The sequence below is a fragment of the Stenotrophomonas sp. MYb57 genome, assembly GCF_002966815.1.
Classification (GTDB): domain Bacteria; phylum Pseudomonadota; class Gammaproteobacteria; order Xanthomonadales; family Xanthomonadaceae; genus Stenotrophomonas; species Stenotrophomonas indicatrix.
In genome coordinates, this window is sequence record NZ_CP023271.1 from 2,080,693 (window position 1) to 2,104,955 (window position 24,263).

Below are 24,263 nucleotides of genomic sequence, written 5' to 3' on the forward strand. Positions count from 1 at the left end.
TTCGAGAACCGCCATGAGCCCAGCATCGCAGCGACGTCCCGCCCGTAGCACCCTGTTGATCGTCGGTGTGCTGGTCATCGGCATTGCCGGCATCGTCTATTCGCGCGTGCGCCAGGGCCCCGACGGCGTGCCCGTTGCGGCGACCTCGCTGGCCGCCAGCAACGCGCAGATACTGAAGGGCACGCCCGATCCGAAGGCGCAGGCGCTGATTCCGGCCGGCTATCGCTTCGTCACCCCCGGCGCGTTCACCATCGCCACCCATCCCGGCCAGCTGCCGTTGGCCGACTACGGTGCCGACAGCAAGGAAGTGGTGGGCGTGGAGCCGGACATCGCACGGTTGATCGCCGATGGCCTGGGCCTGAAGCTGGTGGTGGTGCCGGTGGCCTGGGCCGACTGGCCACTGGGGCTGGAATCGGGCAAGTACGATGCGGTGCTGTCGAACGTGACGGTCACTGAAGAACGCAAGAAGAAGTTCGATTTCTCCAGCTATCGTTTCGACCTGCTGGGCATCTACACCCGCGCCGATGGCCCGATCCAGAAGATCGCCACACCGGCCGACATTGCGGGGCTGAAAGTGGTGGTGGGGGCCAGCACCAACCAGGACCAGATCCTGCGCCAATGGGACAAGCAGAACATCGCCGCAGGCCTGAAACCGGTGGAGTACCAGTACTTCGATGATGCGGTGATCGGGCGGTTGGCAGTGATCACCGGCCGCGCCGACGTGTCGTTCGAGCCGAATGCCACCGGCGCCTATTCGGCGCGCGATGGCAAGGTGCGCCGGGTCGGCCTGTTCCCGGGTGGCCGGCCGGACGCAGCGGCGATTTCGGTGACCACCCGCAAGGGCAGTGGCCTGGCCGATGCGGTGACCCAGGCATTGAACACCCAGATCAGCAGCGGTACCTACGCGAAGGTGCTGGCGCGCTGGAATGTGGCCGAAGAAGCGGTGCCGCAGTCGCAGACCAATCCGCCGGGGTTGCCAGGGTTCTAGCGATGCTGCTTGGTAGGCGTCGAGCTTGCTCGACGGAAGGCTTGCCGACCAAGGTCGGCATCTACCGGAGGGCGTGCCAACCAACGGTTGGCACCCACCGGAATGCGAGGCAGGGCTGCCGACCAAGGTCGGCCTCTACCGGGGTCAGGGCTGCCAATCGATGTGTTCCAGGCGGGCGCCTCCATTGCCGTGAAAGAAACTGATCGCGGCGAAGCACGCCTCGATGCCGATGCACCACGCCAGGGGATAGCCATCCACCTGGCCATTGTCGAGCCGGAAATAAGCGTTGCCGGCGCGGTGTTCGTTTCCGCAGGAGTGGAAGCCGCCGTCGCCGGGCTCGCGCAGGTACATCAGCCATGCATGCTCGGCATTGCGCAGCATGCACAGCGATGGACCGTCGGGCACCGATGCCCATAGTTCGAACTGGGGCATGGATGCGGCCAGCGCCAGTGCGCTGGCCAGCTGATCGTCGGTAGCGGCGGCGACAGGGCTGCCATCGAGTAGAAGTTCGATCACTTCGGTTCCTGCATCGGCATTACTGCCAACGTGCCTCCAGGATGCGGAACGGGCCATCGAGCAGCACGCCATCCTTGTCGAAGTTCCGTACCGATCGCCCATCCACGCGCACGTCCTTGGGCAGGGTACGGCTGGGCCACCATACGCGTACCGGCGTGCCCTTGCGCAGCCCCTTGCCGAGCGACACGGTCAGGTTGCCGTTGCGCTGCCGCGCCTGCATCTGCAGGGTGCCATAGGCAGTGGGCAAGCGTTCCACGGCCAGGCCCTCGCCAGCGACCCACGAAGGGGGCGTACCCGGCAGCAGCGACAACGCATCGTCATCCTCGCGCATCAGCATCCCGAACAAGGTGCGGCCGTATTCGGCGCCGATCCAGGTGTGCGGCATGTCGCCCAGATAGCGCGGGAAGCGCAACCGCGAGTGCACGACCTCGGCCAGCACCTGCCATTCCAGCGGCCTGCGATCGTGCAGCAGGCCCTGCAGCAGCTCGTCGGCCGCTTCGGGCTGCCCCAGGTGCACGTAGCTCAGCACGTTGCGGATTTCATACGGCGTGTAGGCATACAGCGCACCGGGCTGGTTGCGCTTGCGCACATCGTCCAGGTAGCGGGAGAAGGTGGTGCGCAGGGCCTCGGCCGGCAGCACGCTCTGCGCACCGGTGGGATCCAGCGCGATCGATACACCGGTCGGGTCGCCATCGCCGAGGTCGGCCGATGACGGAATGAAGTCGATGCCCTTCCACGCCATCGTCGCGCGGATCGAGGCGTGCAGTGCGTCATACAGCGCCTTGTACTGTTCGCGCGCCCACGTGGCGGTTTCGTGGTCGCCCAGCGATTCGGCCAACCACGCGCCGTCATGCCAGCCCTTCAGGCCCCAGTAGTCGTCCCAGTAGCTGTGGGTGGGTGAGGGATAGCCCTCGTGGCTGATCGACGGCGCAAGGATGCCGGCGAAGCGCTCCGGCGATGGCTGGTCGGCCATGTAGCCCGGCACCAGCGTGCGTTCGCGCAGTTCCTGCAGGAAGCGCAGCGCGGCCTTCACCTTGGGCAGGTAGGCACGCACGCTTTCCGGCCCGCCATCGAGCCGGGCGACGTCGGCAACGAGGGTGACGTACTGCCCCTGGCTGTCGTACTCGATGTCCGAGCCGAAGCCGGTATTGACGCTGCCATCGTCGTTGAGGATGGGCGACACCAGGCCATTGCCGTGCACGCCGTGTTCGCTGTACCAGGCCAGGTAGTCGCGTGCCACTTTCGCTTCGCCCATGCGCAGCAGCACGGCCGAGGTGGCCATGCCATCGCGGATGAAGGAGCGGTTGTAGTTGCGCGGACCGGGCTGCATGGCCGGGCCGGTCTGGTTGATCAGCATGTAGGCGGCCTGTGCGCGCAGCATGTCCACCAGCGAAGGGTCGGGCAGGCGCAGGCCGACCTGGCCCAGCCGCGCCTGCCAATCGGCGGAGGCGCGGCTGGCCAGCGTGTCGAACGCCTTGTCGCCGTCGCGCGGCAGCGAGGCGAGGTTGAGGGCCGGTGCTTCCGGCAGCACGCCATTGGCATCGGCGGTGGCGGTACCGAGCGGGAAGGCCACCACCACCGCGTCGCTGGCACCGGGGGCCAGGGTGACGCGGTAGCTCAACGCCGCCGCTGCCAGGCCTGCGGCATCGCTGGACTGCTGAGCGGCAGGCAGTTGTCCGCTGGCGATGGCCGTGGTGATCTCGGTGTCACCTTCGTTGCCGAAGGGGGCGGTGCCAGCGGCATCCACCGCGCTGAGTGACTGCAACAGCGTGCGGCCATTGACGCGCACGCTGTTGCCTTCGACGGCCACCTGGCGGATCGGCGACAGGCCGCCGTTCTGCCACGGCGGGTTCATCTGCATCGGTCGCACTGCGAGGGTCAGCGTGCCTTCGATGGCCGCGCTGCCGGTGTTGCGCAGGCGATGGCGCACGAAGGTGACCGGTTGCCCGTCGCGCTCGATGGCAAAGGCTTCGCTGCGCAGTTCCAGCCCGGGCTGCGGTGACCACGTGGCAGACGGCATCGGCTTCCAGCCATCGCGCAGTGCGTGCTGCACCGGTTGTTCGGCGGCACCGGTCGCGCGTCCATCGGCACTGCGCCAGATCGGCTGCACCAGCGGTGCGCCCTTGTAGGCTTCGATGTTGCCGTATTCGTCGAAGATCGATTTCTGCCGGCCCGCATGCACGCCGACCGCGGTCCAGTAGGTCTGCTGCATGTGCAGCGAGGCCGGGAACAACGCGCGCTGCGCGCCACTGGCGGCGATCTGGTAGCGCTTCATCGGCGTCATCACCGCCTTCGGGCCGAGCAGGCGGATGCGTTTGACCTGGGGGGCATCGCCTTCCACGGTCAGCCGCAGTGCCTTGATGTCCAGTGGCGCGTCGGCCGCCAGCCAGCTCTGCTGCCGGGTCGCCGCCTGCGCGTCGCGCGCCAGTTCGTGCCAGCGGCCCTGTGCGTCCTGCGCCTGCAGGCGTGCAGCGCCGTGTACGTTGGCCCAGTCCACCGCCAGCCCGGTGCTGGGCTGGGCGCGGGGCAGGGTGATGTCGAGCGTGTGGATGCCGCCTTTGCCTGCGGGGATGGCAACCGTGCCGCCGCCCTGCCACAGCGCAGCGGACTGGGGGGCGTCCAGCCCGGTCACCCGTGCGCTGAGTGCGGTGTCGAGCGGTTCCATTTCGAAGATGGATACGCCCCAGTCGGAGGTGCGCTGCGGGCTGGCCAGACGCAGGTAGCGGGCCTGTCGCGGCGCGAAGTACAGGGTCTCGATGCCACCCAGCGAATCGCCCATGACGTAGGCGCTCTGCCACTGCTTGCCGTCGAGCGAGGTCTGCAGCGAATAGCCTTCGGGGTTGGAGACATCCCAGGTGAGGCGTGCACCGGCCAGCATCGCAGGCTTGCCGAGATCGACCTGGAACCAGTGGCCGGGACTGAACGCGCCGCCGGTCACCGTCTTCGGATCGTTGTCGATCAGGTGGCTGATCGCCATCGCCGGAACCTGCTGCGACGACGCGCTGGCCTGCCATTGCGCGCGCGGTGGCAGGTTCTGTGCGGTGGCGGTGGCGGCCAGTGACAGGCCGAGCAGCAGGGCCGCGGCAAGGCGCCGGTTCGGCAGGCAGGGAGCGGTCCAGCGGTCAGCGCACAACGTCATTGCGAAGGCCTCACATCGGCAGGGCCCGGGAACGGGCGGGCCTACGCTAGCAAGGGATGTAACCGGTTACATGACGCGTCGCAATATTTCTCGGGCGGGTCCTGGCACGAGGTTTCATGAATGCGCACAGATACGCTCGCGCAGCCAGCGATGTGCCGGATCGCGATGCACGCGTTCGTGCCAGAGCATCACCATCTCGAACCCGGGCACATCAATGGGCGCGGCAACCGCCTTCAAGGCCGGGTCCTGCGCGACCAGGCGCGAGGGCATCATCGCCACCAGGTCCGTGCGCAGCAGCACGCTGCGCAGGAACAGGAAGTGCGGCACCGACAGCACCACGTTGCGACGCGCGCCTACATGCGCCAACGCGCTGTCGGTGCCGCCATGGAAACCGCCGCCATCCGGTGACACGATCACATGGTCCAGCGCGCAGAACTGCTTGAGCGTCGGCCGCCGCCTCAGTCGTGGATGGTCGCGACGCCCGGCCAGTACGTAACGTTCCTGGAACAGCGGACGATGGTGCAGGGAGGGAGGCGCGTCGGAGGTGATGTGGAGGGCGAGATCGATCTCGCCGCGTTCGCTCTGCGCCACCATCTGCGCCGGTGCCAGGCTGACCACGGCCAGGCGCGTGCCGGGTGCGCGCGCGCGCAGGTCGGCCAATGCCGGCAGGACGATCGTGGTTTCGCCGAAGTCCGACGCCATGATGCGCCAGGTCTGCGTGGCCTGGGCCGGATCGAACGCCTGCACCGGTGCGACCGCACGCTGCAGTGCAGCCAGTGCTTCGGCCAATGGTTCGCGCAGCGCATCGGCACGTGCGGTGGCACGCATGCCGCGTGGCCCCGGCAGCAGCAGCGGATCATCGAACAGGTGGCGCAGGCGCGCCAGCTGCACGCTGACCGTGGGCTGGGCCAGATGCAGGCGTTCGGCCGCGCGGGTGACGTTCTGCTCTTCCAGCAAGGCCTGCAGGGTTACCAGCAGGTTGAGGTCGATGCGACGTAGGGTATTGTCCATTGCAATGCCGGGGATTGCAGGAATTCATTTCAACTATAGCGTGGCGGCACCCAACATGGCCGGCATTCCCTCCTTGGTACCACCATGAACGTTCTGCTTGTCTACGCCCACCCCGAACCCACCTCGCTCAATGGCACCCTGAAGGCCTTCACCGTCGAGCACCTGCAACGCGCCGGCCACACCGTGCAGGTGTCCGACCTGCATGCCATGCAATGGAAGGCACAGATCGATGCCGACGATCATCCCGGGCGGGATCCTTCGGTGCCGTTCCACGCGTCACTGGATTCGCGCGACGCCTTCAGGACGGGCCGGCAGAGTGCCGACATCGCCGCCGAGCAGGAAAAACTGCGCTGGGCCGATGCGGTCATCCTGCAGTTCCCGCTGTGGTGGTTCTCGATGCCGGCCATCCTGAAGGGTTGGGTGGATCGCGTGTATGCCTATGGTTTTGCCTATGGCGTGGGCGAACATTCCGACCGGCATTGGGGCGACCGCTATGGCGAGGGCGCGATGTCCGGCAAGCGCGCGATGCTGGTGGTCACCACCGGTGGTTGGGAGTCGCATTACGGTCCGCGCGGCATCAATGGGCCGATCGACGATGTGCTGTTCCCGATCCAGCACGGCATCCTGTTCTATCCCGGCTTTGACGTGCTGCCCGCGCATGTGATCTACCGCAGCAGCCGTATCGATGAGGCGTCCTTGCCTGGCGTGCTGGAGGGGCTGGGCGCGCGGCTGGATGGGCTGGCGAGCGATCCGGTGATTGCCTACCGGCGGCAGAACGGTGGTGATTATCTGATCCCTGCACTGAGCCTGCGGCCTGAGTTGGCCGAGGGTGAGGCAGGGTTGGGAGTTCACCTCGAACTGTGAGTGGCGCATTCGTCTCTGGAAACGCGACGGAGATTCTGTAGGTTCGGCAGTCTGGCGGCGCTCGCGGTAGCCGCCCTTGCTGACTCAGGGAGACGCTGGTCCTTTGAAGACGGAATTCAACTTCACCCTGAGATACCGCCTGCCCGATACCTCGGGTGATCCTGGCGTCCTCGAACGGCACCTGCTCGATGCGGGATGTGGAGATGCACTGCTGGGCGTAGGGAGCCCGGCAAGGCTGGCGCTGGAATTCTGTCGTGAGGCGAGCAGTGCCGCTGAGGCGATGCGCTCCGCGCTGGGAGACGTCCAGCGTGCCGTACCCGGTGCCGAGCTGATCGAAGTCAGTCCCGACCTGGTTGGGCTGACGGATGTCGCTGATCTGCTGGGCATGTCACGGCAGAACATGCGCAAGTTGCTGCTCGCGCACCCGCAGACGTTTCCGGCACCGGTGCACGAAGGCAGCGCGTCGATCTGGCATCTGGCCGATATTCTTTCGTGGATGCAGGCGCGCGGCAGCCAGAAGGTCAGCAGCGAGCTGGCGGAGCTCGCTGCTGCGGCGCTGCAGATCAATGTGGCGAAGGAGCAGGAACGGCTGGTTCAGCATCCCGGCTGAGGGTCGCTGCGCGACAGGCTGTTACAGTTGCACACGCTCCCACCAGCGCGTACCAGCGGTCGGTGATTGCATGTCCAGTGCCTCGCCCATCATCGGCGTGGCCACCGGCACGTTCTTTGCGGCAGCCAATGCGCTGATGCGTTCGAATGGTTGCTGCCACTCGTGCAGGGCCAGGTCGAAGGTGCCGTTGTGGATCGGCAGCAACCACTTGCCACGCAGGTCCAGGTGCGCCTGCAGGGTCTGTTCGGGCTGCATGTGCACGAACGCCCAGCGTTGATCGTAGGCACCGGTTTCGATCATCGTCAGGTCGAACGGGCCGTACTTCTCGCCGATGGCCTTGAAGCCATCGAAGTAGCCGGTGTCGCCGCTGAAGAAGATGCGGAAGTCGCCGTCCTGGATCACCCACGACGCCCACAGGCTGCGATCGCTGTCACCCAGGCCGCGGCCGGAGAAATGCTGGCCGGGGGTTGCGGTCAGGCGCAGGCCAGCGGCTTCGGTGGACTGCCACCAGTCCAGTTGCTCGACCTTGGCTGCATCCACGCCCCAGGCAATCAGCTGGTCGCCCACACCCAGCGGTGCGATGAAGCGCGCGGTCTTGCCGGCCAGCTTCATTACCGCCGCGTGGTCGAGGTGGTCGTAGTGGTTGTGCGAGAGGATGACGCCGGCGATCGGCGGCAGTTCGTCGATGCTGATCGGCGGCGCATGGAAGCGCGCCGGGCCCATCCATTGCACCGGTGAGGCGCGTTCGGAGAACACCGGATCGGTCAGCCAGTACTGGCCGCGCAGCTTCAGCAGGATCGTCGAATGCCCCAGGCGGAACAGGCTGCGGTCGGGCGCCGCATCCAGGGTGGTGCGGTCCAGCGCCTGCACCGGGATGGGGTGGTCGGGCACGGTGCCCTTGGGCTTGTTGAACAGGAAGGTCCACCAGATCTCCAGGCCATCACGCAGGCCCATTGCCGGTTTCGGCAGGGCATTGCGGAACTTGCCTTCGCGGTACTGCGGCGAATCGGGGAAGTCGGGGAGGGACCAGGATTTGCAGAAGGTATAGGCGGTCACGGCGAGGATTCCGAGCAGGAGGACAAGGAGCAGGCGCTTCATGGGTGACGTCCGCAGGGTACACTGCACAGTGTAGTTTCCGGATTTCAGAAAGTACACTGCTGGGTGTAAAATGGTGGCATCCGTTCAGCTGTCTGGTTCCGCCATGCCCCGTACCCCGCAACGCCTTACCGACCGCAAGCGCGAGGCCATCGTCCGCGCGGCGGTGGAAGAGTTCCGTTCGGCCGGCTACGAGGCGACCAGCATGGACCGCATCGCGGCGGTGGCTGGCGTCTCCAAGCGCACCGTCTACAACCACTTCCCGAGCAAGGAAGAACTGTTCGCGCTGATCCTGGAAGAGCTGTGGCAGAGCAGCGTGGCCAGCGTCGAGCTGCCGTACCGCGCCGACCAGCCGCTGGATGTGCAGCTGCTGCAGCTGCTGCGGCAGAAGCTGGACCTGCTGGGTGATGCCAACTTCATCGATCTGGCGCGGGTGGCGATGGCCGAGATCATCCATTCACCCGAGCGCGCGCAGGCGATCGTCTGCCGCATGGGCGAGAAGGAGAGCGGCGTCAGCGCATGGATCCGTGCGGCGATTGCCGATGGGCGGCTGCGCCAGGTCGATCCGGAATTCGCCGGCCATCAGCTGCAGGGCCTGGTGAAGAGCTTCGCGTTCTGGCCGCAGGTGACGATGGGCCAGGCGCCGCTGGTGCAGGCCGAACGCACGCGCGTGGCCGAGTCGGCGGTGGCGATGTTCCTGGGCTTCTACGCGGTGTAAGCCGGCGGCTGCACGTCAGTGCGCGCCCAGCTGCCTGAGATAGGCGCAGAACATATCCGCGACCGCATCGGCATAGACGCGCATCTCGGCGGCAGTGCGCGGTTCACTGGAAAATTCGCGACCGGTGGCCCCCAGCGTGGTATCGATCAGATCCACCGCCAGCTGGCGCGTGCCCGCCGAGGCCTGCGGCAGCAGCTCGGCCATGAACACGAGCATCGCTTCGTCGGTCTCGCTGCGTGCTTCCTGCGCTTCCGGCGCATCGCGGTACAGCGGCGCGGCATCGTTCAACGCGCCACGGGTCTGCGCTTCTTCGCATTCCGACACGATGAAGGCATGCACCAACGTGCGCAGGCGCTGCAGGTGCGGTTGTCGTGTGTCCTGCAGGATGTCGCGCAGCATCGCGCCGGTCTGCTGCCACTCGTCGCGCTGCAGGCGGAACAGGATCGCCGCCTTGTTGGGAAAGTACTGGTACAGCGAACCGACGCTGACACCGGCGCGTTCGGCCACCCGCGCGGTGGTGAACCGGGGGGCGCCTTCGTGCTTCAGAACCTGAGCAGCGGCTTCGAGAATGGCCGCGACCAGGTCGTTCGATCGTGACTGGCGAGGCTGTTTTCTCGAGGAAATCTGCGGCGGACGACGTTCGGACATGGGGCTTTTCCAATGCGAATAGGCGGAGCCGGGGATCGTCCGTATTCTTGATTGCGACGAATCATTCGCATTCTAACCCCGTCATCGCAAGGAACACCCGCCCATGTCCACCCTGATCTCAACCCCGGTCGCGCCCCTGCTGGTACGCCTGTTCACCGAAGCCGACAGCGCGCTCAGCCCGGCCTTGACCTCCGTCTCCCCCGAAGAGCGGCAGCGCCTGCTGGGCAGCCGCACCGAATACCGGCGCCTGTATGGCGAGCTGCTGAAGGACCTGTGGCTGCCGGTGTCGCCGGAAACCGGCCGCCTGCTGTACCTGCTGGCGCGCAGCAGTGGCGCGCGCAGCATCGTTGAGTTCGGGACGTCGTTCGGCATCTCCAGCATCCATCTGGCTGCGGCGTTGCGTGACAACGGCGGCGGCCGCCTGATCACCACCGAGTTCGAACCGGAGAAGGCGCGCCGTGCCGCCGGCCACCTGCGTGAAGCGGGCCTGGACGATCTGGTCGAGATCCGCGTGGGCGACGCACTGGAGACCCTGGCGGTGGACCTGCCCGATACGATCGACCTGGTGCTGCTCGATGGTGCCAAGGTGCTGTACGACGATGTGCTGGAGCTGCTGCACGAGCGGCTGCGCCCGGGCGCAGTGGTGATCGCCGACAACGCCGACGACAGCCCGCGCTACCAGCAGCGCATGCGCTCGGGCAATGCAGGCTATCTGTCCGTGCCCTTCGCCGACGATGTGGAGCTGTCGATGCGGCTGGCCTGAAGGCCGCTCAGGCCAGCTGCCGGAACTGCTCCGGTGGCAGGGCCCGTGCATACAGATAACCCTGGCCCACATCCACCCCCAGCGCACGCAGCAGCTGCTCCTGCGCCGGGGTCTCGGTGCCTTCGGCAACGACGATGGCACCGCAGCGGTGGGCTACTTCCACGATGAAGCGGACGATGGACTGCGACTTGGCATCGGACAGCGTGGCGATCAATGCCCGCTCGATCTTGACCTCGGCCACCGACAGCTGCGACAGCAGGATCAGGGTCGAATAGCCGGCGCCGAAGTCGTCCAGTGACAGGCTCATGCCAGCGGCCAGCAGAACGACGACGTTGGCATCGACGACGTCGCGCTCGACGATTTCGGTCCATTCGACGATCTCCAGCCGCAGCATCGCGCCGGGTATGCGCTGCTGCTCCAGCAAGGTGCACAGGCGTGCGCCGAAACCGGGTTGGCGCAGCGATTCGGCGGACACGTTCACTGCGATCGTCAGCGTATGCCCGTCATCCCTGCAGTGGCCAAGGAAGGCGGTGGCCGCCTGCAGCGTGGCCCATTCCAGTTCGGCCAGGCGTCCGCGACGGCGCAGCAGCGAAACCACCCGCATCGGTGCAATCAGGTGGCCATCGCCATCGCGCATCCGCAGCAGCGCCTCGGCGCCGACCAGGTGGCGGTCCTGCAGGCGGAACTTGGGCTGGTAGTAAAGTGGTGCATCGGCGTGCTGCAGCCAGTGGTCCAGCGCGGTCTCGATCAGGGCATCCACTTCGCTGTCGCGCTGGATAGGATCATCGAAGAACACCACGCCGGACTCGATCGCGTTCAAGGCCAGGGTGACCGCGCGGAACGGGATGGAGTTGTCGTCCTGCGTGGGCGGCTGCAGCTCGACCACCGCGCAGCGGAACACCGGGCGGAAGCCCGGCCAGTCATCGCCGATCACCGTGGACAGGCGGTCGGCCAGCGCAGGCAGCCCGGTATCCGCGCGGAGATCGGCAAGGCTTGCGTCCGGCAGCAGGATCGCCAGCGCGCTGTCACCGAACTGATAGATCTCCATCGCATCGGTCGGTCGCGCATGCAGCAGGGTGCGGCGCACGGCCTCGGCGTTGTGCGGGTTCCACAGGCCACTGTCATTGAGCGGGCCATAGCGCAGCAGCAGGTCCTGCAGGTTGCCCATCTCGGTCACGATCAGGCACGCGTTGCCGCGGTCTTCGCTGCTGCGCCAATGACGCTGCAGACGCTCGTCGAGGGCGCGCAGGTTGGGCAGGCCGCTCACCGGGTCGATGCGCATCCACGCATGTTCGCGTTGGCGCTGGGCATCGATCTGCGCATCGTTGTAGACCAGCGCGAATACGGCCACCAGCACCAGCAGTGACACCGGCAGGGCCAGCACGCGCTGGGTGGCCAGTTCCAGCAGGGGCAGCTGCGCGCTGCCGATGATCGCCACGCCCAACACCAGCCCGATCAAGGTCACCGCGATGCGCACCGCCCAGGCCTGCAGGATCAACCGCAGCGAGAAGTGGGTGAGCATGCGCGGGTATATCCGCCCGCGCAGCCAGATGCCTGCCAGCACCTGCAGCGCCGCTTCCAGGCTGGCGGGCAGGAAATACTGCGTGCCGGAGAACTGGTAGCGCGCCAGCAGGCTGGCCAGCAGGCAGGTCACGCCGCCGCGCCAGCCGCCCAGCAGACCGCTGATCAGCAGGATGTCGATGCCGAGGTTGAGCTTGACCACGCCCTGCGCGTAGCCGGCCACGAACCATGAATTGAACAAGTAGATCAGGCCGAGGATCGCGCCGATGTAGACGCGGCGTCCTTCCATGGCATGGCCGCCGCGGCGGGTGGCGATCAGGAACACGCCGATCATGCCGATCACCGCAGTGGCCTGCAGCAAGTACAGCGGCAGGCTGGGCAGGGCGCTGTCCAGAACCCGGGTCGAGAGCCTCGATAGCGCATCGATAGCCATAGCCGGTCCTGTGTGCGGCCAACTGCCAGTAGACGCAGAGTAAACCACGGCCGCGTGTACGGCCAAACCGGGGCTGCCAGTGTGTGCTGAGCGCTGGTCTAGTAACGCGGATCGGCGATGGCGGGCAGCACCAGCTCGCGCACGAAGCTGGACGGTGACAGCTGCAGCAGGGCGCGCACCATCGACACCACGTCGTGCACCGGCACGTACTCGCCATTGCCGCGTGCGGCCGCCTGCTGCAGCGGCACCGACAGTGCATCTTCGGTATTGAGGTAGCCCAGCTGCAGCGTCGTCACGGCCAGCCGCTGCTGGCGGAAGCCTTCGCGCAGGGCATCGGCAATCCCGTTGAGCGCGAACTTGGACGCGCCGAAGGCCACCTCGGGGCGGCCACTGCGCGGCAGCGCCGAGGTCGAGCCGGTCAACACCAGTTGCGGGCGGCGCCCGCCGAGCACGCGCGGCAGCAGCTGCTTGAGCAGCAGCAGGGTGGCGGTGATGTTGACGTCCACCAGCTGCGCCAGCGCGCTGTCACTTTCGTTGAGGAAATCGTAGTCGTCACTGAATGCGGTCTCCTCCCAGATGCCAAGGTTATGGATGAGCACATCGAGATCCGGCGGCGCCTGCGCCGCGATGCTGGCGGCGGCCCGTGCTGGCTGGCTCAGGTCTGCTTCTATCCAGTGCAGGTCGACGCCCTCGCTGCAGTCCAGCTGCGTGGGGCGTGTGCGCGATACGCCGACGACGGTATCGCCGGGCCGGCAGAGGCCTTCCACGAAGGCGCGGCCAAGACCTTTGCTGGCGCCGATGACCATGAATTTCATGCGATGTCCTTTGCTGTGGGGTGTCCGATTCGGAGAGAATCCAGGCTGTGACCGGGGCCGGAGCGGTGGGGATGGAAGCAGGATCGAGCGATGGCGGTGTAATGCCCTTGCCGTCGCAGTGGCGCAGCGCGCTGCGCGATGCAGATATCGAGATGCAGGGCATCGGCGTGTCGCGCGCCGATGTGGCGCGGGTGCGACGTCAAGGGTTGCCGGATGCGTTCCTGAAATCGGAAGTGATCGATGCCTTCAGCGAACTGGAGGGCGAAATCCTGCGTCTGCGTTGGCTGCGGGCACAGGGACAGCCGGTGCCTACGGTGTTGGATACGGCGGAGGAGGGCGGTCGGCGTTGGCTGCTGATGAGCGCGTTGCCCGGCCATGACCTGGCATCGTCGCCGACGCTGGCGCCCGCCGAGGTCGTCGTGCTGCTGGCTGACGCGCTGCGCGCCCTGCATGCGCTGCCGGTTGCCGGTTGTCCGTTCGATCATCGCCTTGCATCGCGCTTGCCGGAGGTCGCTGCGCGCGTTGCCGCAGGGTTGATCGATGCGGATGATTTCGACGATGAGCGCCTGGGCCAGAGCGCCGAGCAGGTGCATGCCGAGCTGATCGCAACGTGTCCGGCGGATGAAGATCTGGTGGTAGCGCACGGCGATGCATGCCTGCCGAATCTGATGGCGGTCGACGGCCGCTTCAGCGGTTTCATCGATTGTGGCCGGCTGGGTGTGGCTGATCGCTGCCAGGACCTGGCGTTGGCCGCACGCAGCCTGGTCCACAACTATGACGACACCCGCTGGGTTGCACCCTTGCTGGCCCGCTATGGCATCGGTGCCGATGAACGCCGACTCGCGTTCTACCGCCTGCTGGACGAGTTCTTCTAGGTGCATGCAGGGTCCGCAGTTACAGCAGGGCGCGGCAGGATCGGTCCTCAACAGTGGTTGAGGTCAAGCGCGACGGCCTGAATGGTGACTGGCCGACGGCTTGGATTCGGCTTTCAAATGGACGAACGTTCGTTCATTGTTTGCCGCATGAACCGCACCGACCGCAATGAGCAACGCGCTTCGCAGATCCTGCAGGCGGCCCTGCAGTGCTTTCTGTCCAAGGGCTTCCACCAGACCAGCATGCGCGACATCGCGCAGGCGGCCGGGGTCAGCCTGGGCAATCTCTACAACCACTTTCCCGGCAAGGAGGCGCTGATCCTGGCGACGGCCGAGGCCGAACAGGACGAACTGCAGCCGTTGCTGCAGCGGTTGGCGGGATGCAATGGCGAACGTGCGCAGGTGCAGGGGTTCCTGCGGGACTTCCACATCCTGTGCCGGCAGCCGGAATGGGCGCTGTTGAGCGTGGAAGTGCTGGCCGAGAGCGCGCGTAATCCGGCGGTGGCCACGGCATTCGCTGGCAACCGCGCGCAGTTGCAGCGTGGTCTTGCCGAGGCTTTGCAGGAGGTCGCACGTCGTGAGCGCCGCCGGCCCGTGCTGGCGCCCGCGCTGCAGGCGCAGGTGCTGCTGGATGCGATCGAGAGCGCTGCGCTGCGACAGGGATTGGGTGAGGCGAGCGATGCCGATACCGACGTGCTTGATCCCGCTCTGCTGGCAGCTCTGCTTGGGGCGCGTGCGTGAGCACTGACGATCGGCGGCTGCATGGGCTAGACCTGGCGCGCTACCTCGCCCTGGCCGGCATGGTGCTGGTCAACTTCCGCCTGGCGATGGCCGCCGAGACCGACGGCGGCGGCTGGCTTGCTGGATTCTTCCACCTGCTGGAAGGCAAGGCTTCGGCGACCTTCGTGACGCTGGCCGGGGTGGGCCTGATGCTGGCCACACAGCGACTGGCGTGGTGGCAGGCAAGCGTGCAGACCTGGCGGCGGGCCGTGTTCCTGGCCGTGCTCGGCCTGCTCAACCTGACCGTGTTTCCTGCCGATATCCTGCATTACTACGCGGTGTACTTCGCGCTGGCGGTGCTGTGGCTGCGCGCGTCGCCCCGTGTTCTGCTGGGCAGCATGGTGGCTCTGGCGATGGTCGCGTTCTGGGCCCTGCTGCGCTGGGACTACAGCCAGGGCTGGAACTGGCAGACGCTGGCTTACGAGGGGCTGTGGCACTGGCCGGGTGCGATGCGCAACCTGCTGTTCAATGGCTTCCATCCGGTGTTGCCGTGGCTGTGCTTTTTCCTGCTGGGCATGCTGCTGGCGCGGCTGCCGCTGTCGCAACCCCGGGTGCAGCGTGCCTTGCTGCTGCTCGGCCTGCTGCTGATGGGGGCCGGCCAAGTGTTGCAGCAGTGGGGCCACGGCACGGTGTGGCAGGTGTGGCTGGCGACGCAGCCGATGCCGCCCGGTCCGGCCTATCTGCTGACCGGCGCAGGCGCGGCATGTGCACTGATCGCGGCATGCCTGTGGCTGGTGCGGCTGCATCCTGGCGATTGGCTGGAACCGTTCACCGCGGCCGGACGGATGACGCTGAGCCTGTACGTGGCGCACATCCTGATCGGCATGGGCGTGCTGGAATCGCTTGGACTGCTTGATGGCAGTGCCAGCCTGTCGTGGGTGCTGGTGGCCGCGTTGTTGTTCGTGATGCTGGCGACCGCGGCGGCCTGGTTGTGGTCGTGGCAGTTCGCGCGCGGTCCGTTGGAAGCGGTCATGCGACGCATCGCCGGCTAGTTCTTTTGTCGCAGGAGAGCGATGTTGTGACCAGTTTGCCTGTGCGGATGCAAGGCCATCTGCGATAGTAGGTGTCGTCACCAAAGCACGCCTGCATCCATGTCATTCGCTTCGGCGCAGCAGATCGTTGAAGTCCTGCAGCAGTCCTACGACATCAACGCGATCGCGGTGGTGCCGCGTCCGGTGGGCGCCGACGCCAATGCGTGCGTGTTCCGCATCGATGCCCGCCACGACCATTGGTGGTTGAAGTGCCGCAACTTCCAGGTGGCACCCGCGGTGTGGGACAGCCTGCATTGGCTGCGTGGCACCTTGGGCATCGAAGAGATTGTTGCGCCGTGGCCGGCATTGACCGGCGGCGCATCGGTGCAGCGCTGGGGCCTGCAGTTCACGCTGTTCCCCTACATCGAAGGGCAGTCGGGCTTCGAGGCGCCGCTGAGCCGTGCGCAATGGCGTCAGCTGGGCGAAGTGCTGCGTCGCCTGCATGAGGCCGAGATTCCGCCGGCGTTGCGCCAGGCACTGCCGACGTTGCGGCTTGAAACCGCAGCGGTCGACACGGTGGGGACATGGTTGCGCGATCCCTCGACGCTGGCGCAGGCGCAGGATCGGTCCGGCAGTGCGTTCCTGGCGCTGTGGCAGCAGCAGCGGCCGCGCATCGCCGAACTTCACCAGCGTGCCGAAGCGCTGCATCGCCAATTGCAGGGTGAGGCACCGGCGCTGCGCCTGTGCCACACCGACCTGCACGCGGGCAACCTGCTGATGGCGCAGGACGATGCACTGCACCTGATTGACTGGGATGGCCTGGCACTGGCGCCGCGCGAGCGCGACCTGATGTTTGTCGGCGCCGCGGTAGGTGGTCGCTGGGGGCGCGAGCATCCACTCGGCTTCGCCGAAGGCTATGGCAGCGACCTGGGCGATCCGCGCTGGATTGCGTGGTATCGGCACTGGCGCATCCTGCAGGATCTGATCGAATTCGAGCAGATGCTGCTGGGCCCCGGCGCGGCGCAGCGCTCGTTGCAGCAGCGCCGGCAAGCACTGCATTACCTGGGCGAGCAGTTCGCGCCGGGCAATGTGTTCGATGCGGCCGAGCGCGCGTACCAGGTGCTGTAGGGGGTCCGGCCGGGCTGCGCCCGGCACCCGCGGTAGTGCCGGCCGCTGGCCGGCAACCTCAACAGCAACTGCAACAGCCGAAGCAACAGCAACAGCCGGCTCTGCACTATCTGTGGGTTTGGCGGGGCGGTGTCGGATTGCGGGGACGCCGTAAACCCATCCATGGGGGCTTGGCCGCGGCATCCATGCCGCGGCCAAGCCTACAAGGACGTACTTGCGGCGTCCCCGCCATCCGACACCGCCCCGCCATCCCACGGAACGCCCGCTGTTGCTGTTGCTGTTGCTGTTGAGGTTGCCGGCCAGCGGCCGGCACTACCACGGGTGCCGGGCGCAGCCCGGCCGGACCTCTTACTCTGCCGGCTTGGCCGCTGCGCTCGCGGCGACGCTCGCTGCACGCCGTGACAGCACTGCTTCGCGATGGGCGATGTAGGCGTTGGCGGCGAGGATGATGCCCGCGCCGATGATGGTCCAGCGATCCACCGTCTCTGCGAACAACAGCCAGCCACACAAGGTCACCAGCGGCAGTTGCAGGAAGCTGATCGGGGTCAACGCGGAGACTTCGCCCAGGCGCAGTGCGCGTGTCCACAGCAACTGGCCGATGGTGCCCAGCACGCCAGTGGCCAGCAGCCAGAGCCAGGCGATGCCGGTGGGCCAGACCCACACGAACAAGGCCGGTATCAGCGACAGCGGTACCCAGAACACGTAGGTGTAAAGCACCACGGTGTCGGCGCTGTCGATCCGGGTGAGCTGCTTGATCTGGATCGCCACCAGCGAGCTGAGCACGGCGGCGGCCACCGCGATCAGGCTGCCGGACGTGAAGCCGGCCGTGCCCGGCCGCACGATCACCAGCACGCCGATGAAGCCGACCACCACCGCTGCCCAGCGCCGTACGCGTACCGTTTCGCCCAGCCACAGCACCGCCGCGATGGTGACGAACAACGGGGTGGAGTAGGACAGCGAAACGGCCTGTGCCAGGGGCAGGTGGCCCAACGCCCAGAACGCGCACAGCATCGAGCCCAGGCCGATCGCGCTGCGCAGGAAATAGCGCGGCAGCTGCTGGGTCTTCAACGGGGCATGGCCTGGGCGCAGCAGCATCGGCAGCAGGGCGAGCAGGCCGAAGGCATTGCGGAAGAACGCCACTTCCTGGGTCGGCACGTAGCGGGTGGCGTAGCGGATCGCCACCGCCATCAGTCCAAACGCCATGGTGCTGCCGAGCATCAGCAGCGCCGCCCGCAATGGGGTGGCGCTGGCGGGTAGGGCGGGTGTGCTCACCACTGTGCGCCGAGCAGGCGGGGCTCCGGTTCGATCGGCACGCCGAACTTCTCCAGTACCGAGGCGGAGATCCGCCGTGCCAGCGCCAGCAGTTCAGTGCCGGTGGCGTTGCCGTGGTTGACCAGCACCAGCGCGTGGCTGGGCGCAACGCCGGCATCACCTTCGCGGAAGCCCTTCCAGCCACAGGATTCGATCATCCAGGCCGCCGAGACCTTGCGGCGGTCGTCGCGGTCCGCCGGGAACACCGGCAGCTCGGGGAAGTGCTGCAGCAGCACCTCCACCTGTTCCAGCGGCAGCACCGGGTTCTTGAAGAAGCTGCCCGCGTTGCCCAGTACGTCGGGGTCGGGCAGCTTGCGGCGACGGATCGCGATCACCGCATTGGCCACGTCCACCGCGCTCGGCAGTTCCACGCCCTGCGCCTGCAGTTCTTCGCGGATGCCGGCGTAGCCCATGCGCAGGTCGTGCAGCAGCGGCAGTTTCAGTTCAATGGCGGTGATCAGGTAGCGGTCCGGCTGCTGCTTGAACACGCTGTTGCGGTAGGCGAAGCCACACTGTTCGTTGTCCAGCCGTACCCAGGTTTTTTCCTGGCAGTCCCAGGCCTCTACGGTCTGGATGAACTCGCCGACCTGCGCGCCATAGGCGCCGATGTTCTGGATCGGCGATGCGCCGGCGGTGCCGGGAATCAGCGCCAGGTTTTCCAAGCCGGACAGGCCTTCCTGCAGCGACCACATCACCAGCCCGTGCCAGGACACGCCGGCTCCAGCGCGGATCACGGCGTGGTCGGCACGGTGTTCGAGGAAACTGATTTCGCGGTTGCCGAACACCAGCACGGTGCCGGGCAGGTCTTCGGCGATCAGCACATTGCTGCCGCTGCCGAGCACCAGCAGCGGGCCATTGGCCACTTCCGGCAACGCCAGAACCTCCGGCAGCAGCGCGGCGTCGTGCAGTTCCAGCAACTGCGCTGCGCTGGCCTGCACGTGGAACGTGTTCAGGGCCTGCAGTGGCGCGTTGTGGGTGAGGGTCCAGCGCAGCGGTGCTGCAGCGTTGTTGGTGTCGTGCATGGGCGTGCTCACAGGGGTGCCACCGCGCCGCGGCTGGGCGCCTCGCGTCGGCGGCGGATCGCCTCCACGCAGTCGGCGACCAATGCCGGGCCCTTGAAGATCAGGCCGCTGTAGCACTGCACCAGCGCCGCACCGGCGGCCATCTTGGCCACGGCGTCGGCACCGGACAGGATGCCGCCGACACCGACCAGTGGCACTGATTCGGGCAGGCGTGCACGCAGGCGGCGCAGTACCAGGGTGGACTGTTCCAGCACCGGTGCGCCGGACAGCCCGCCGGCTTCATTGGCCAGCGGATCGCCGGCAACCCGACTGTGGTCGATGGTGGTGTTGGTGGCGATCACGCCGTCCACCTGCAGTTCGCCAAGTACGCGCGCAGCGGCATCGATGTCGCGCTCGCTGAGGTCCGGGGCCACCTTCACCAGCATCGGCACGCGCCGGCCATGCTGCGCGGCCAGTGCTTCCTGGCGCTCACGCAGCTGGCTGACCAGCTGCCGCAGCGCGGTCTCTTCCTGCAGCTCGCGCAGGCCGGCCGTATTGGGCGAGGAAATGTTGACGGTGATGTAGTCGGCCAGCGGGTACACCTTGTCCATGCAGGCGATGTAGTCATCGGCCGCCTGTTCGTTGGGGGTGTCCTTGTTCTTGCCGATGTTGATGCCGAGCAGGCCGCGCCGGTTGCGCGCGCGTTCGACGTTGCGCACCAGCGCATCCACCCCGGCGTTGTTGAAGCCCATGCGGTTGATGATCGCGTTGTGCGCCGGCAGCCGGAACAGGCGCGGCTTGGGGTTGCCGGCCTGCGGTCGCGGCGTGATCGTGCCGATCTCCACGAAGCCGAAGCCCAGCGCGAACAGTGCATCGATGTGCTCGCCATTCTTGTCCAGGCCGGCAGCAAGGCCGACCGGATTGGGGAACGTCAGCCCGAACACCGTGCTGGGCATCGGCGCGATGCGTGCGGCCACCAGCGGCGTGGTGCCGGTGCGATAGGCCAGGTCCAGAGCGGACAGGCCGAGACCGTGGGCGCGTTCGGCGTCGAGCGAGAACAGGAAGGGGCGGGCAAGCGAATACATGCGTTGGTTTCAGTCCAGCGTGCCGAGGAAGGCTCGGGTTCGATATTCAAAAGCGACCTGGCCGTCGACCGCGTGGGCGGCGAACAGGTCCTGCAGCGCAGCCAGCATCGGCGCGTGGCGCGGATGGCCGGGCTGCGGCGCGTAGGAAGAAGACAGCAGGCGCCCGCGCAGGGCGTCCAGGTCCAGGTGCTGCACGTTCGGCAGCTGCACCATGCCGCGCAGGCCGGAGCCGAACCAGGCCTGCATGGTGGCGTCGTCCTGGTAGCGTTCGGCCACGGCGGTGTAGTCGGTGCCGTAGTCCAGCAGCAGTTGTTCGTAGCCGACCAGGAACGGGCTGGCATCGAGCAGGCGCGAATTCCAGTAGATCAGCGCCAGCCCGCCCGGGCGCAGGATGCGCTGCCACTCGGCGCGCACGGCCACGGTGTCGAACCAGTGGAAGGCCTGCGCGGCGCCGACCAGATCAACGCTGGCATCGGCCAGCCCGGTGGCCTCGGCGCGGCCATCGACGGCGGAGAACTGCGGATACTGCGGCGCCAGCCAGTGTTCGGCGGCAGCGCGCATCGCCGCGTTGGGTTCGACGGCGACCAGTGGATGGCCGGCGGCCAGGAACTGCCGGCTGGAGATGCCGGTGCCTGCGCCGATGTCAGCAACCAGCGCGCTGGTTGCCACGGCCATGGGGCCATGCAGCCAGTCCATCAGGGCAGGCGGATAGTCCGGGCGGTAGCGGACATAGTCCGCGACGCGGCTGCTGAAGCGTTCAGTGCTGTCGGCGGAGGTCATCGTGCTTTCACCAGCGCAGTCCAGGTTTGGCGTCGGCGCCGGCGGCCACCATCGCGAAGATCAGGATGGCCGCCAGGCCCACCGCAGCGAGGATGTTGAGCCAACCCATGATCAACCCGGCCAGGGCCATGCCATCGCCGTCCTGTTCGCCGGCGCGGCGGCGGATCTCGGCGCGGGCCAGGTGCCCGGTGATGATGGCAACAAGGGCGGCGACACCCGGCAGCACGGTCCAGCTGCAGATGCCCGCGATCAGGCTGACCACGGCCAGGGCGTTGCTCTGTCGGGGTGGCACGCTCATCGAGTCCTCCGTGGCAGTGCCGACATGATAGTGCGTCTGCCCCGGCAATCCCATGGTCCGGCCAATGCAAGGCTGCCAGGCAAGGTTGGCAACCATCGGAGCCGAGCGCGGGGTGGCTTTGGCAGGCGCCGACCTTGGTCGACGAATGCGGTGCCAACCAAGGTTGGTAGCTACCGAGGGATCGGCGCTAGCCCATCAGCACCTGGCCGCCATCGACATTGAGCACGTGGCCGGTGATCCAGCGCGCAAGCGGCGAACACAGGAACAGCGCGGCATCGGCGATCTCGCGCGGCTGCCCGAAGCGGCCGAACGGAATCCTCGCCAGGGTGCCGTGGTACAGGGCGGGATCTTCGACACGACGTCGATCCCAGAGGCCATCGGCAAATTCGATCGAGCCCGGCGCGATGGCGTTGACCCGGATACGGTCCGGCGCCAGTGCCAGGGCCTGCGACGTCGTGTAGTGCGACAGCGCGGCCTTGGCCGCCGCATACGGTGCGCCGCCGGGACGCGGTTGCTGCGCGGCGATCGAGGACAGGTTGAGGATGCAGGCGTCGGACGAGGCGCGCAGCCACGGCAGCGCAAGGCGCGAGGCGCGGACCGCCGCCATCAAATCGATCTGCAGGCTGGCCGCCCAGCCGTCTTCGTCATCGGCCATGCCGTAGCCGGTGGCGTTGTTGACCAGCACATCGATGCCGCCGAGCGCGTCGGCAGCAGCCTGCAGCCAGGCGCCGATGCGGCCGAGGTCGCCCAGATCGGTGGCGAAGGTGTGCAGCTGCGTGCCCTGGGCCTGCGCATCGGCCTGCAGGGCGTCAAGTCCGGCCTGGCCGCGGGCGCAGGCCGAGACCTGCGCACCGGCGCGGGCGAAGGCCAGCGCCAGTTCGCGGCCGATGCCCTTGCTGCCACCGGCGATCAGCACCCGGCGGCCGGTGAAATCGAGGGTCGGAGCCCCTGTGGGGATCCGACCCTGAGTGGTCGGCACGGCATGGGTCGGATCCCCGGAGGGGCTCTGACCCATGTGCATGGCCGGACCGTTTGCCATCACAGGTCGAACTTGATGCCCTGGGCCAGCGGCAGCGAATCCGAATAGTTGATGGTGTTGGTCTGGCGGCGCATGTAGACCTTCCATGCATCCGAACCGGACTCGCGACCACCGCCGGTGTCCTTCTCGCCACCGAAGGCGCCACCGATTTCCGCGCCCGAGGTGCCGATGTTGACGTTGGCGATGCCGCAGTCCGAACCGGCAGCCGACAGGAAGCGCTCGGCAGTCTTCAGGTTGGTGGTGAAGATCGACGAGGACAGGCCCTGCGGCACGCCGTTCTGCATGTCGATGGCTTCGTCCAGCGTGCTGTACTTCATCACGTACAGGATCGGCGCGAAGGTCTCGTGCTGCACCACTTCATCGCTGTTCTTCAGGCCGGTGACGATGGCCGGCAGCACGAAGTTGCCTGCGCGGTCGATGCGCGTGCCGCCGGTTTCGATGGTGCCGCCGCTGGCCTTGGCCTTTTCGATGGACGCCAGGAACTGCTGCACGGCACCGTCGCTGTTGAGCGGGCCCATCAGGTTGGCCGGGTCGGTCGGATCGCCGATCTTGCCTTCCACCTGCTTGTACGCCTTGACCAGCGTGGCCAGCACGTCGTCATGGATGGATTCGTGCACGATCAGGCGGCGGGTGGTGGTGCAGCGCTGGCCGGCGGTGCCGACCGCACCGAACACGATGCCGGGAATGGCCAGCTTCAGGTCGGCGGTTTCGTCGAGGATGATCGCGTTGTTGCCGCCCAGTTCCAGCAGGCAGCGGCCAAGGCGGTGGGCGACCTTCTCGGCCACCGTGCGGCCGACCTGGGTCGAGCCGGTGAAGCTGATCAGCGGCACGCGCTTGTCGGCCACCATCTTTTCCGACAGCGCGGTGCCGGCGTCGTTGATCAGGAAGAACAGGTCCGGGAAACCGGCATCGCGCAGCGCTTCATTGCAGATGCGCATCGAGGCGATGGCGGTCAGCGGGGTCTTGTTGGACGGCTTCCACAGGCAGATGTCGCCGCAGATCGTGGCCAGGAACGAGTTCCATGCCCACACCGCCACCGGGAAGTTGAACGCGCTGATGATGCCGACCAAGCCGAGCGGCTGGTACTGCTCGTACATGCGGTGGCCGGGGCGCTCGGAATGCATGGTGTAGCCGTACAGCATGCGGCTCTGGCCCACGGCGAAGTCGGCGATGTCGATCATCTCCTGCACTTCACCGTCGCCTTCAGGCTTGCTCTTGCCCATTTCCAGCGCGACCAGCGAACCCAGCGCATCCTTGTGCTTGCGCAGCGCTTCGCCGCACAGGCGCACGGCTTCACCGCGACGCGGAGCCGGCGTGGTGCGCCAGACCTTGAAGGCTTCCTGGGCGCGCGCGATGACGGTTTCGTACTCGGCTTCGGTGGTGGCGCGGACCTGCGCGATCGGCTCGCCCGTGGTCGGATTGATCGGGGTGATCAGTTCACCGCCGGTAGCGCTCGACCACTCCCCGTTGCCCAGGTAGGTGCCAGCGTTGATCGCGTCCAGACCAAGGGACTTGAGCAGCTCGGAAGACATGCAGACTCCTGTGTTTCGTTACGTTGTGTTTGGTGCCGTCGCGGGCAGGTGGGGGCGCGACGAACTGAGCCGCCGATGGTAGCAGAGCGCCCGGACTGGCCATGGTGCGCCGCGCCAGTGGCAATGGTGTGGCAGATGAAAGCTTGGAGGGCAGGGCGGCTTGCCTGTAAACTTGGCGGCTGCATGGCCCCGTAGCTCAGCTGGATAGAGCGTCCCCCTCCTAAGGGGAAGGTCGCCCGTTCGAATCGGGCCGGGGTCACCATATTCAAGGACTTACCGCCACCGCGTCTTAGTCGGGCTGCCGCAAAACGCTCCATTTCAGACACGTTTTGGCACAGTTGGCAC

At 67.0% G+C, this 24,263-nt stretch carries 23 protein-coding genes and 1 tRNA gene; 10 read left to right on the plus strand and 14 right to left on the minus strand.

Annotated elements, in window-relative coordinates; genetic code table 11:
* The first annotated feature begins 13 nt into the window (after positions 1-13).
* On the plus strand, positions 14-988 hold the full coding sequence (locus CLM74_RS09660) for an ABC transporter substrate-binding protein (RefSeq protein ID WP_105163938.1): 975 nt from the start codon (positions 14-16) through the stop codon (positions 986-988).
* Positions 989-1,132: 144 nt separating this feature from the next.
* Here the strand turns inward: CLM74_RS09660 and CLM74_RS09665 are convergent, their stop codons facing one another.
* From CLM74_RS09665 to CLM74_RS09675, 3 genes are all read right to left on the minus strand, one after another.
* On the minus strand, positions 1,133-1,504 hold the full coding sequence (locus CLM74_RS09665; protein ID WP_025874918.1) for a hypothetical protein: 372 nt from the start codon (positions 1,502-1,504) through the stop codon (positions 1,133-1,135).
* 19 nt (positions 1,505-1,523) lie between these two features.
* Positions 1,524-4,643 carry a discoidin domain-containing protein gene (locus CLM74_RS09670; RefSeq protein ID WP_105163939.1) on the minus strand — a complete coding sequence of 1,040 codons (3,120 nt, stop codon included), beginning with the start codon at positions 4,641-4,643 and terminating at the stop codon, positions 1,524-1,526.
* A gap of 114 nt (positions 4,644-4,757) precedes the next feature.
* The gene (locus tag CLM74_RS09675) at positions 4,758-5,654 is read right to left on the minus strand and encodes a LysR substrate-binding domain-containing protein (protein ID WP_105163940.1); all 897 of its coding nucleotides are present in this window, start codon (positions 5,652-5,654) and stop codon (positions 4,758-4,760) included.
* 84 nt (positions 5,655-5,738) lie between these two features.
* On the opposite strand from CLM74_RS09675, the gene CLM74_RS09680 reads away from it, so the two are divergent.
* The gene (locus CLM74_RS09680) at positions 5,739-6,518 is read left to right on the plus strand and encodes an NAD(P)H-dependent oxidoreductase (RefSeq protein WP_088100665.1); all 780 of its coding nucleotides are present in this window, start codon (positions 5,739-5,741) and stop codon (positions 6,516-6,518) included.
* 103 nt (positions 6,519-6,621) lie between these two features.
* Positions 6,622-7,128 carry a DNA-binding protein gene (locus CLM74_RS09685; RefSeq protein ID WP_099842361.1) on the plus strand — a complete coding sequence of 169 codons (507 nt, stop codon included), beginning with the start codon at positions 6,622-6,624 and terminating at the stop codon, positions 7,126-7,128.
* Positions 7,129-7,149: 21 nt separating this feature from the next.
* On the opposite strand, the gene CLM74_RS09690 is transcribed toward CLM74_RS09685, so the two are convergent.
* Positions 7,150-8,226 carry an MBL fold metallo-hydrolase gene (locus CLM74_RS09690; RefSeq protein WP_100436180.1) on the minus strand — a complete coding sequence of 359 codons (1,077 nt, stop codon included), beginning with the start codon at positions 8,224-8,226 and terminating at the stop codon, positions 7,150-7,152.
* A 103-nt stretch (positions 8,227-8,329) separates the two neighbouring features.
* Between CLM74_RS09690 and CLM74_RS09695 the strand changes: the two genes are divergently transcribed.
* Entirely contained in the window at positions 8,330-8,941 is a 612-nt protein-coding gene (locus CLM74_RS09695) for a TetR/AcrR family transcriptional regulator (protein ID WP_025874906.1), read from the plus strand.
* 15 nt (positions 8,942-8,956) lie between these two features.
* Here CLM74_RS09695 and CLM74_RS09700 read toward each other — a convergent pair whose 3' ends face one another.
* Positions 8,957-9,589, minus strand: coding sequence for a TetR family transcriptional regulator (locus CLM74_RS09700; protein ID WP_025874904.1), 633 nt, complete (start codon positions 9,587-9,589; stop codon positions 8,957-8,959).
* 103 nt (positions 9,590-9,692) lie between these two features.
* Between CLM74_RS09700 and CLM74_RS09705 the strand changes: the two genes are divergently transcribed.
* Positions 9,693-10,352, plus strand: a complete 660-nt coding sequence (locus CLM74_RS09705; RefSeq protein ID WP_105163941.1) for an O-methyltransferase — start codon at positions 9,693-9,695, stop codon at positions 10,350-10,352.
* A gap of 7 nt (positions 10,353-10,359) precedes the next feature.
* On the opposite strand, the gene CLM74_RS09710 is transcribed toward CLM74_RS09705, so the two are convergent.
* Complete coding sequence (locus tag CLM74_RS09710) at positions 10,360-12,300, minus strand: bifunctional diguanylate cyclase/phosphodiesterase (RefSeq protein ID WP_105164977.1); 1,941 nt, start codon at positions 12,298-12,300, stop codon at positions 10,360-10,362.
* Between the two features lie 104 nt (positions 12,301-12,404).
* A complete protein-coding gene (locus tag CLM74_RS09715; protein WP_105163942.1) occupies positions 12,405-13,121 on the minus strand; it encodes an SDR family oxidoreductase in 717 nt (238 codons plus the stop codon).
* A 71-nt stretch (positions 13,122-13,192) separates the two neighbouring features.
* On the opposite strand from CLM74_RS09715, the gene CLM74_RS09720 reads away from it, so the two are divergent.
* The 4 genes from CLM74_RS09720 (at position 13,193) to CLM74_RS09735 (ending at position 16,872) form a co-directional block, all read left to right on the plus strand.
* On the plus strand, positions 13,193-13,996 hold the full coding sequence (locus CLM74_RS09720) for an APH(3')-II family aminoglycoside O-phosphotransferase (RefSeq protein ID WP_105163943.1): 804 nt from the start codon (positions 13,193-13,195) through the stop codon (positions 13,994-13,996).
* 147 nt (positions 13,997-14,143) lie between these two features.
* On the plus strand, positions 14,144-14,734 hold the full coding sequence (locus CLM74_RS09725; protein WP_059063998.1) for a TetR/AcrR family transcriptional regulator: 591 nt from the start codon (positions 14,144-14,146) through the stop codon (positions 14,732-14,734).
* Complete coding sequence (locus CLM74_RS09730) at positions 14,731-15,765, plus strand: DUF418 domain-containing protein (RefSeq protein WP_105163944.1); 1,035 nt, start codon at positions 14,731-14,733, stop codon at positions 15,763-15,765. The genes CLM74_RS09725 and CLM74_RS09730 overlap by 4 nt, the downstream gene beginning before the upstream one ends.
* Positions 15,766-15,864: 99 nt before the next feature.
* Positions 15,865-16,872: an aminoglycoside phosphotransferase family protein gene (locus CLM74_RS09735; protein ID WP_105163945.1), complete on the plus strand. Its 1,008-nt coding sequence runs from the start codon at positions 15,865-15,867 to the stop codon at positions 16,870-16,872.
* A gap of 348 nt (positions 16,873-17,220) precedes the next feature.
* Here the strand turns inward: CLM74_RS09735 and CLM74_RS09745 are convergent, their stop codons facing one another.
* The 7 genes from CLM74_RS09745 to CLM74_RS09775 all read right to left on the minus strand — a co-directional run bounded on the left by CLM74_RS09745 (position 17,221) and on the right by CLM74_RS09775 (position 23,918).
* Complete coding sequence (locus tag CLM74_RS09745) at positions 17,221-18,090, minus strand: DMT family transporter (protein ID WP_051584984.1); 870 nt, start codon at positions 18,088-18,090, stop codon at positions 17,221-17,223.
* A gap of 50 nt (positions 18,091-18,140) precedes the next feature.
* On the minus strand, positions 18,141-19,205 hold the full coding sequence (gene murB / locus CLM74_RS09750) for a UDP-N-acetylmuramate dehydrogenase (protein WP_105163946.1): 1,065 nt from the start codon (positions 19,203-19,205) through the stop codon (positions 18,141-18,143).
* Between the two features lie 8 nt (positions 19,206-19,213).
* Positions 19,214-20,269, minus strand: coding sequence for a quinone-dependent dihydroorotate dehydrogenase (locus CLM74_RS09755; protein ID WP_033830956.1), 1,056 nt, complete (start codon positions 20,267-20,269; stop codon positions 19,214-19,216).
* Between the two features lie 9 nt (positions 20,270-20,278).
* The gene (locus CLM74_RS09760) at positions 20,279-21,049 is read right to left on the minus strand and encodes a class I SAM-dependent methyltransferase (RefSeq protein ID WP_105163947.1); all 771 of its coding nucleotides are present in this window, start codon (positions 21,047-21,049) and stop codon (positions 20,279-20,281) included.
* Positions 21,050-21,056: 7 nt separating this feature from the next.
* Entirely contained in the window at positions 21,057-21,347 is a 291-nt protein-coding gene (locus tag CLM74_RS09765; protein WP_105163948.1) for a DUF4190 domain-containing protein, read from the minus strand.
* A 187-nt stretch (positions 21,348-21,534) separates the two neighbouring features.
* Complete coding sequence (locus CLM74_RS09770; RefSeq protein ID WP_080148970.1) at positions 21,535-22,386, minus strand: SDR family oxidoreductase; 852 nt, start codon at positions 22,384-22,386, stop codon at positions 21,535-21,537.
* Positions 22,386-23,918, minus strand: coding sequence for an aldehyde dehydrogenase family protein (locus CLM74_RS09775; protein ID WP_025874884.1), 1,533 nt, complete (start codon positions 23,916-23,918; stop codon positions 22,386-22,388). The genes CLM74_RS09770 and CLM74_RS09775 overlap by 1 nt, the downstream gene beginning before the upstream one ends.
* A gap of 185 nt (positions 23,919-24,103) precedes the next feature.
* Between CLM74_RS09775 and CLM74_RS09780 the strand changes: the two genes are divergently transcribed.
* Positions 24,104-24,180: transfer RNA gene (locus CLM74_RS09780), tRNA-Arg, on the plus strand.
* Positions 24,181-24,263: the final 83 nt, after the last annotated feature.

Bases quoted from the DNA above. Each gene is read 5' to 3' on its own strand.
- CLM74_RS09660 (WP_105163938.1), top strand. From the start codon at position 14: ATGAGCCCAGCATCGCAGCGACGTCCCGCCCGTAGCACCCTGTTGATC.
- CLM74_RS09670 (WP_105163939.1), bottom strand. From the start codon at position 4,643: ATGACGTTGTGCGCTGACCGCTGGACCGCTCCCTGCCTGCCGAACCGG.
- CLM74_RS09675 (WP_105163940.1), bottom strand. From the start codon at position 5,654: ATGGACAATACCCTACGTCGCATCGACCTCAACCTGCTGGTAACCCTG.
- CLM74_RS09680 (WP_088100665.1), top strand. From the start codon at position 5,739: ATGAACGTTCTGCTTGTCTACGCCCACCCCGAACCCACCTCGCTCAAT.
- CLM74_RS09690 (WP_100436180.1), bottom strand. From the start codon at position 8,226: ATGAAGCGCCTGCTCCTTGTCCTCCTGCTCGGAATCCTCGCCGTGACC.
- CLM74_RS09695 (WP_025874906.1), top strand. From the start codon at position 8,330: ATGCCCCGTACCCCGCAACGCCTTACCGACCGCAAGCGCGAGGCCATC.
- CLM74_RS09700 (WP_025874904.1), bottom strand. From the start codon at position 9,589: ATGTCCGAACGTCGTCCGCCGCAGATTTCCTCGAGAAAACAGCCTCGC.
- CLM74_RS09705 (WP_105163941.1), top strand. From the start codon at position 9,693: ATGTCCACCCTGATCTCAACCCCGGTCGCGCCCCTGCTGGTACGCCTG.
- CLM74_RS09715 (WP_105163942.1), bottom strand. From the start codon at position 13,121: ATGAAATTCATGGTCATCGGCGCCAGCAAAGGTCTTGGCCGCGCCTTC.
- CLM74_RS09720 (WP_105163943.1), top strand. From the start codon at position 13,193: ATGGAAGCAGGATCGAGCGATGGCGGTGTAATGCCCTTGCCGTCGCAG.
- CLM74_RS09725 (WP_059063998.1), top strand. From the start codon at position 14,144: ATGAACCGCACCGACCGCAATGAGCAACGCGCTTCGCAGATCCTGCAG.
- CLM74_RS09735 (WP_105163945.1), top strand. From the start codon at position 15,865: ATGTCATTCGCTTCGGCGCAGCAGATCGTTGAAGTCCTGCAGCAGTCC.
- CLM74_RS09745 (WP_051584984.1), bottom strand. From the start codon at position 18,090: ATGCTCGGCAGCACCATGGCGTTTGGACTGATGGCGGTGGCGATCCGC.
- murB (WP_105163946.1), bottom strand. From the start codon at position 19,205: ATGCACGACACCAACAACGCTGCAGCACCGCTGCGCTGGACCCTCACC.
- CLM74_RS09755 (WP_033830956.1), bottom strand. From the start codon at position 20,269: ATGTATTCGCTTGCCCGCCCCTTCCTGTTCTCGCTCGACGCCGAACGC.
- CLM74_RS09760 (WP_105163947.1), bottom strand. From the start codon at position 21,049: ATGACCTCCGCCGACAGCACTGAACGCTTCAGCAGCCGCGTCGCGGAC.
- CLM74_RS09765 (WP_105163948.1), bottom strand. From the start codon at position 21,347: ATGAGCGTGCCACCCCGACAGAGCAACGCCCTGGCCGTGGTCAGCCTG.
- CLM74_RS09770 (WP_080148970.1), bottom strand. From the start codon at position 22,386: ATGGCAAACGGTCCGGCCATGCACATGGGTCAGAGCCCCTCCGGGGAT.
- CLM74_RS09775 (WP_025874884.1), bottom strand. From the start codon at position 23,918: ATGTCTTCCGAGCTGCTCAAGTCCCTTGGTCTGGACGCGATCAACGCT.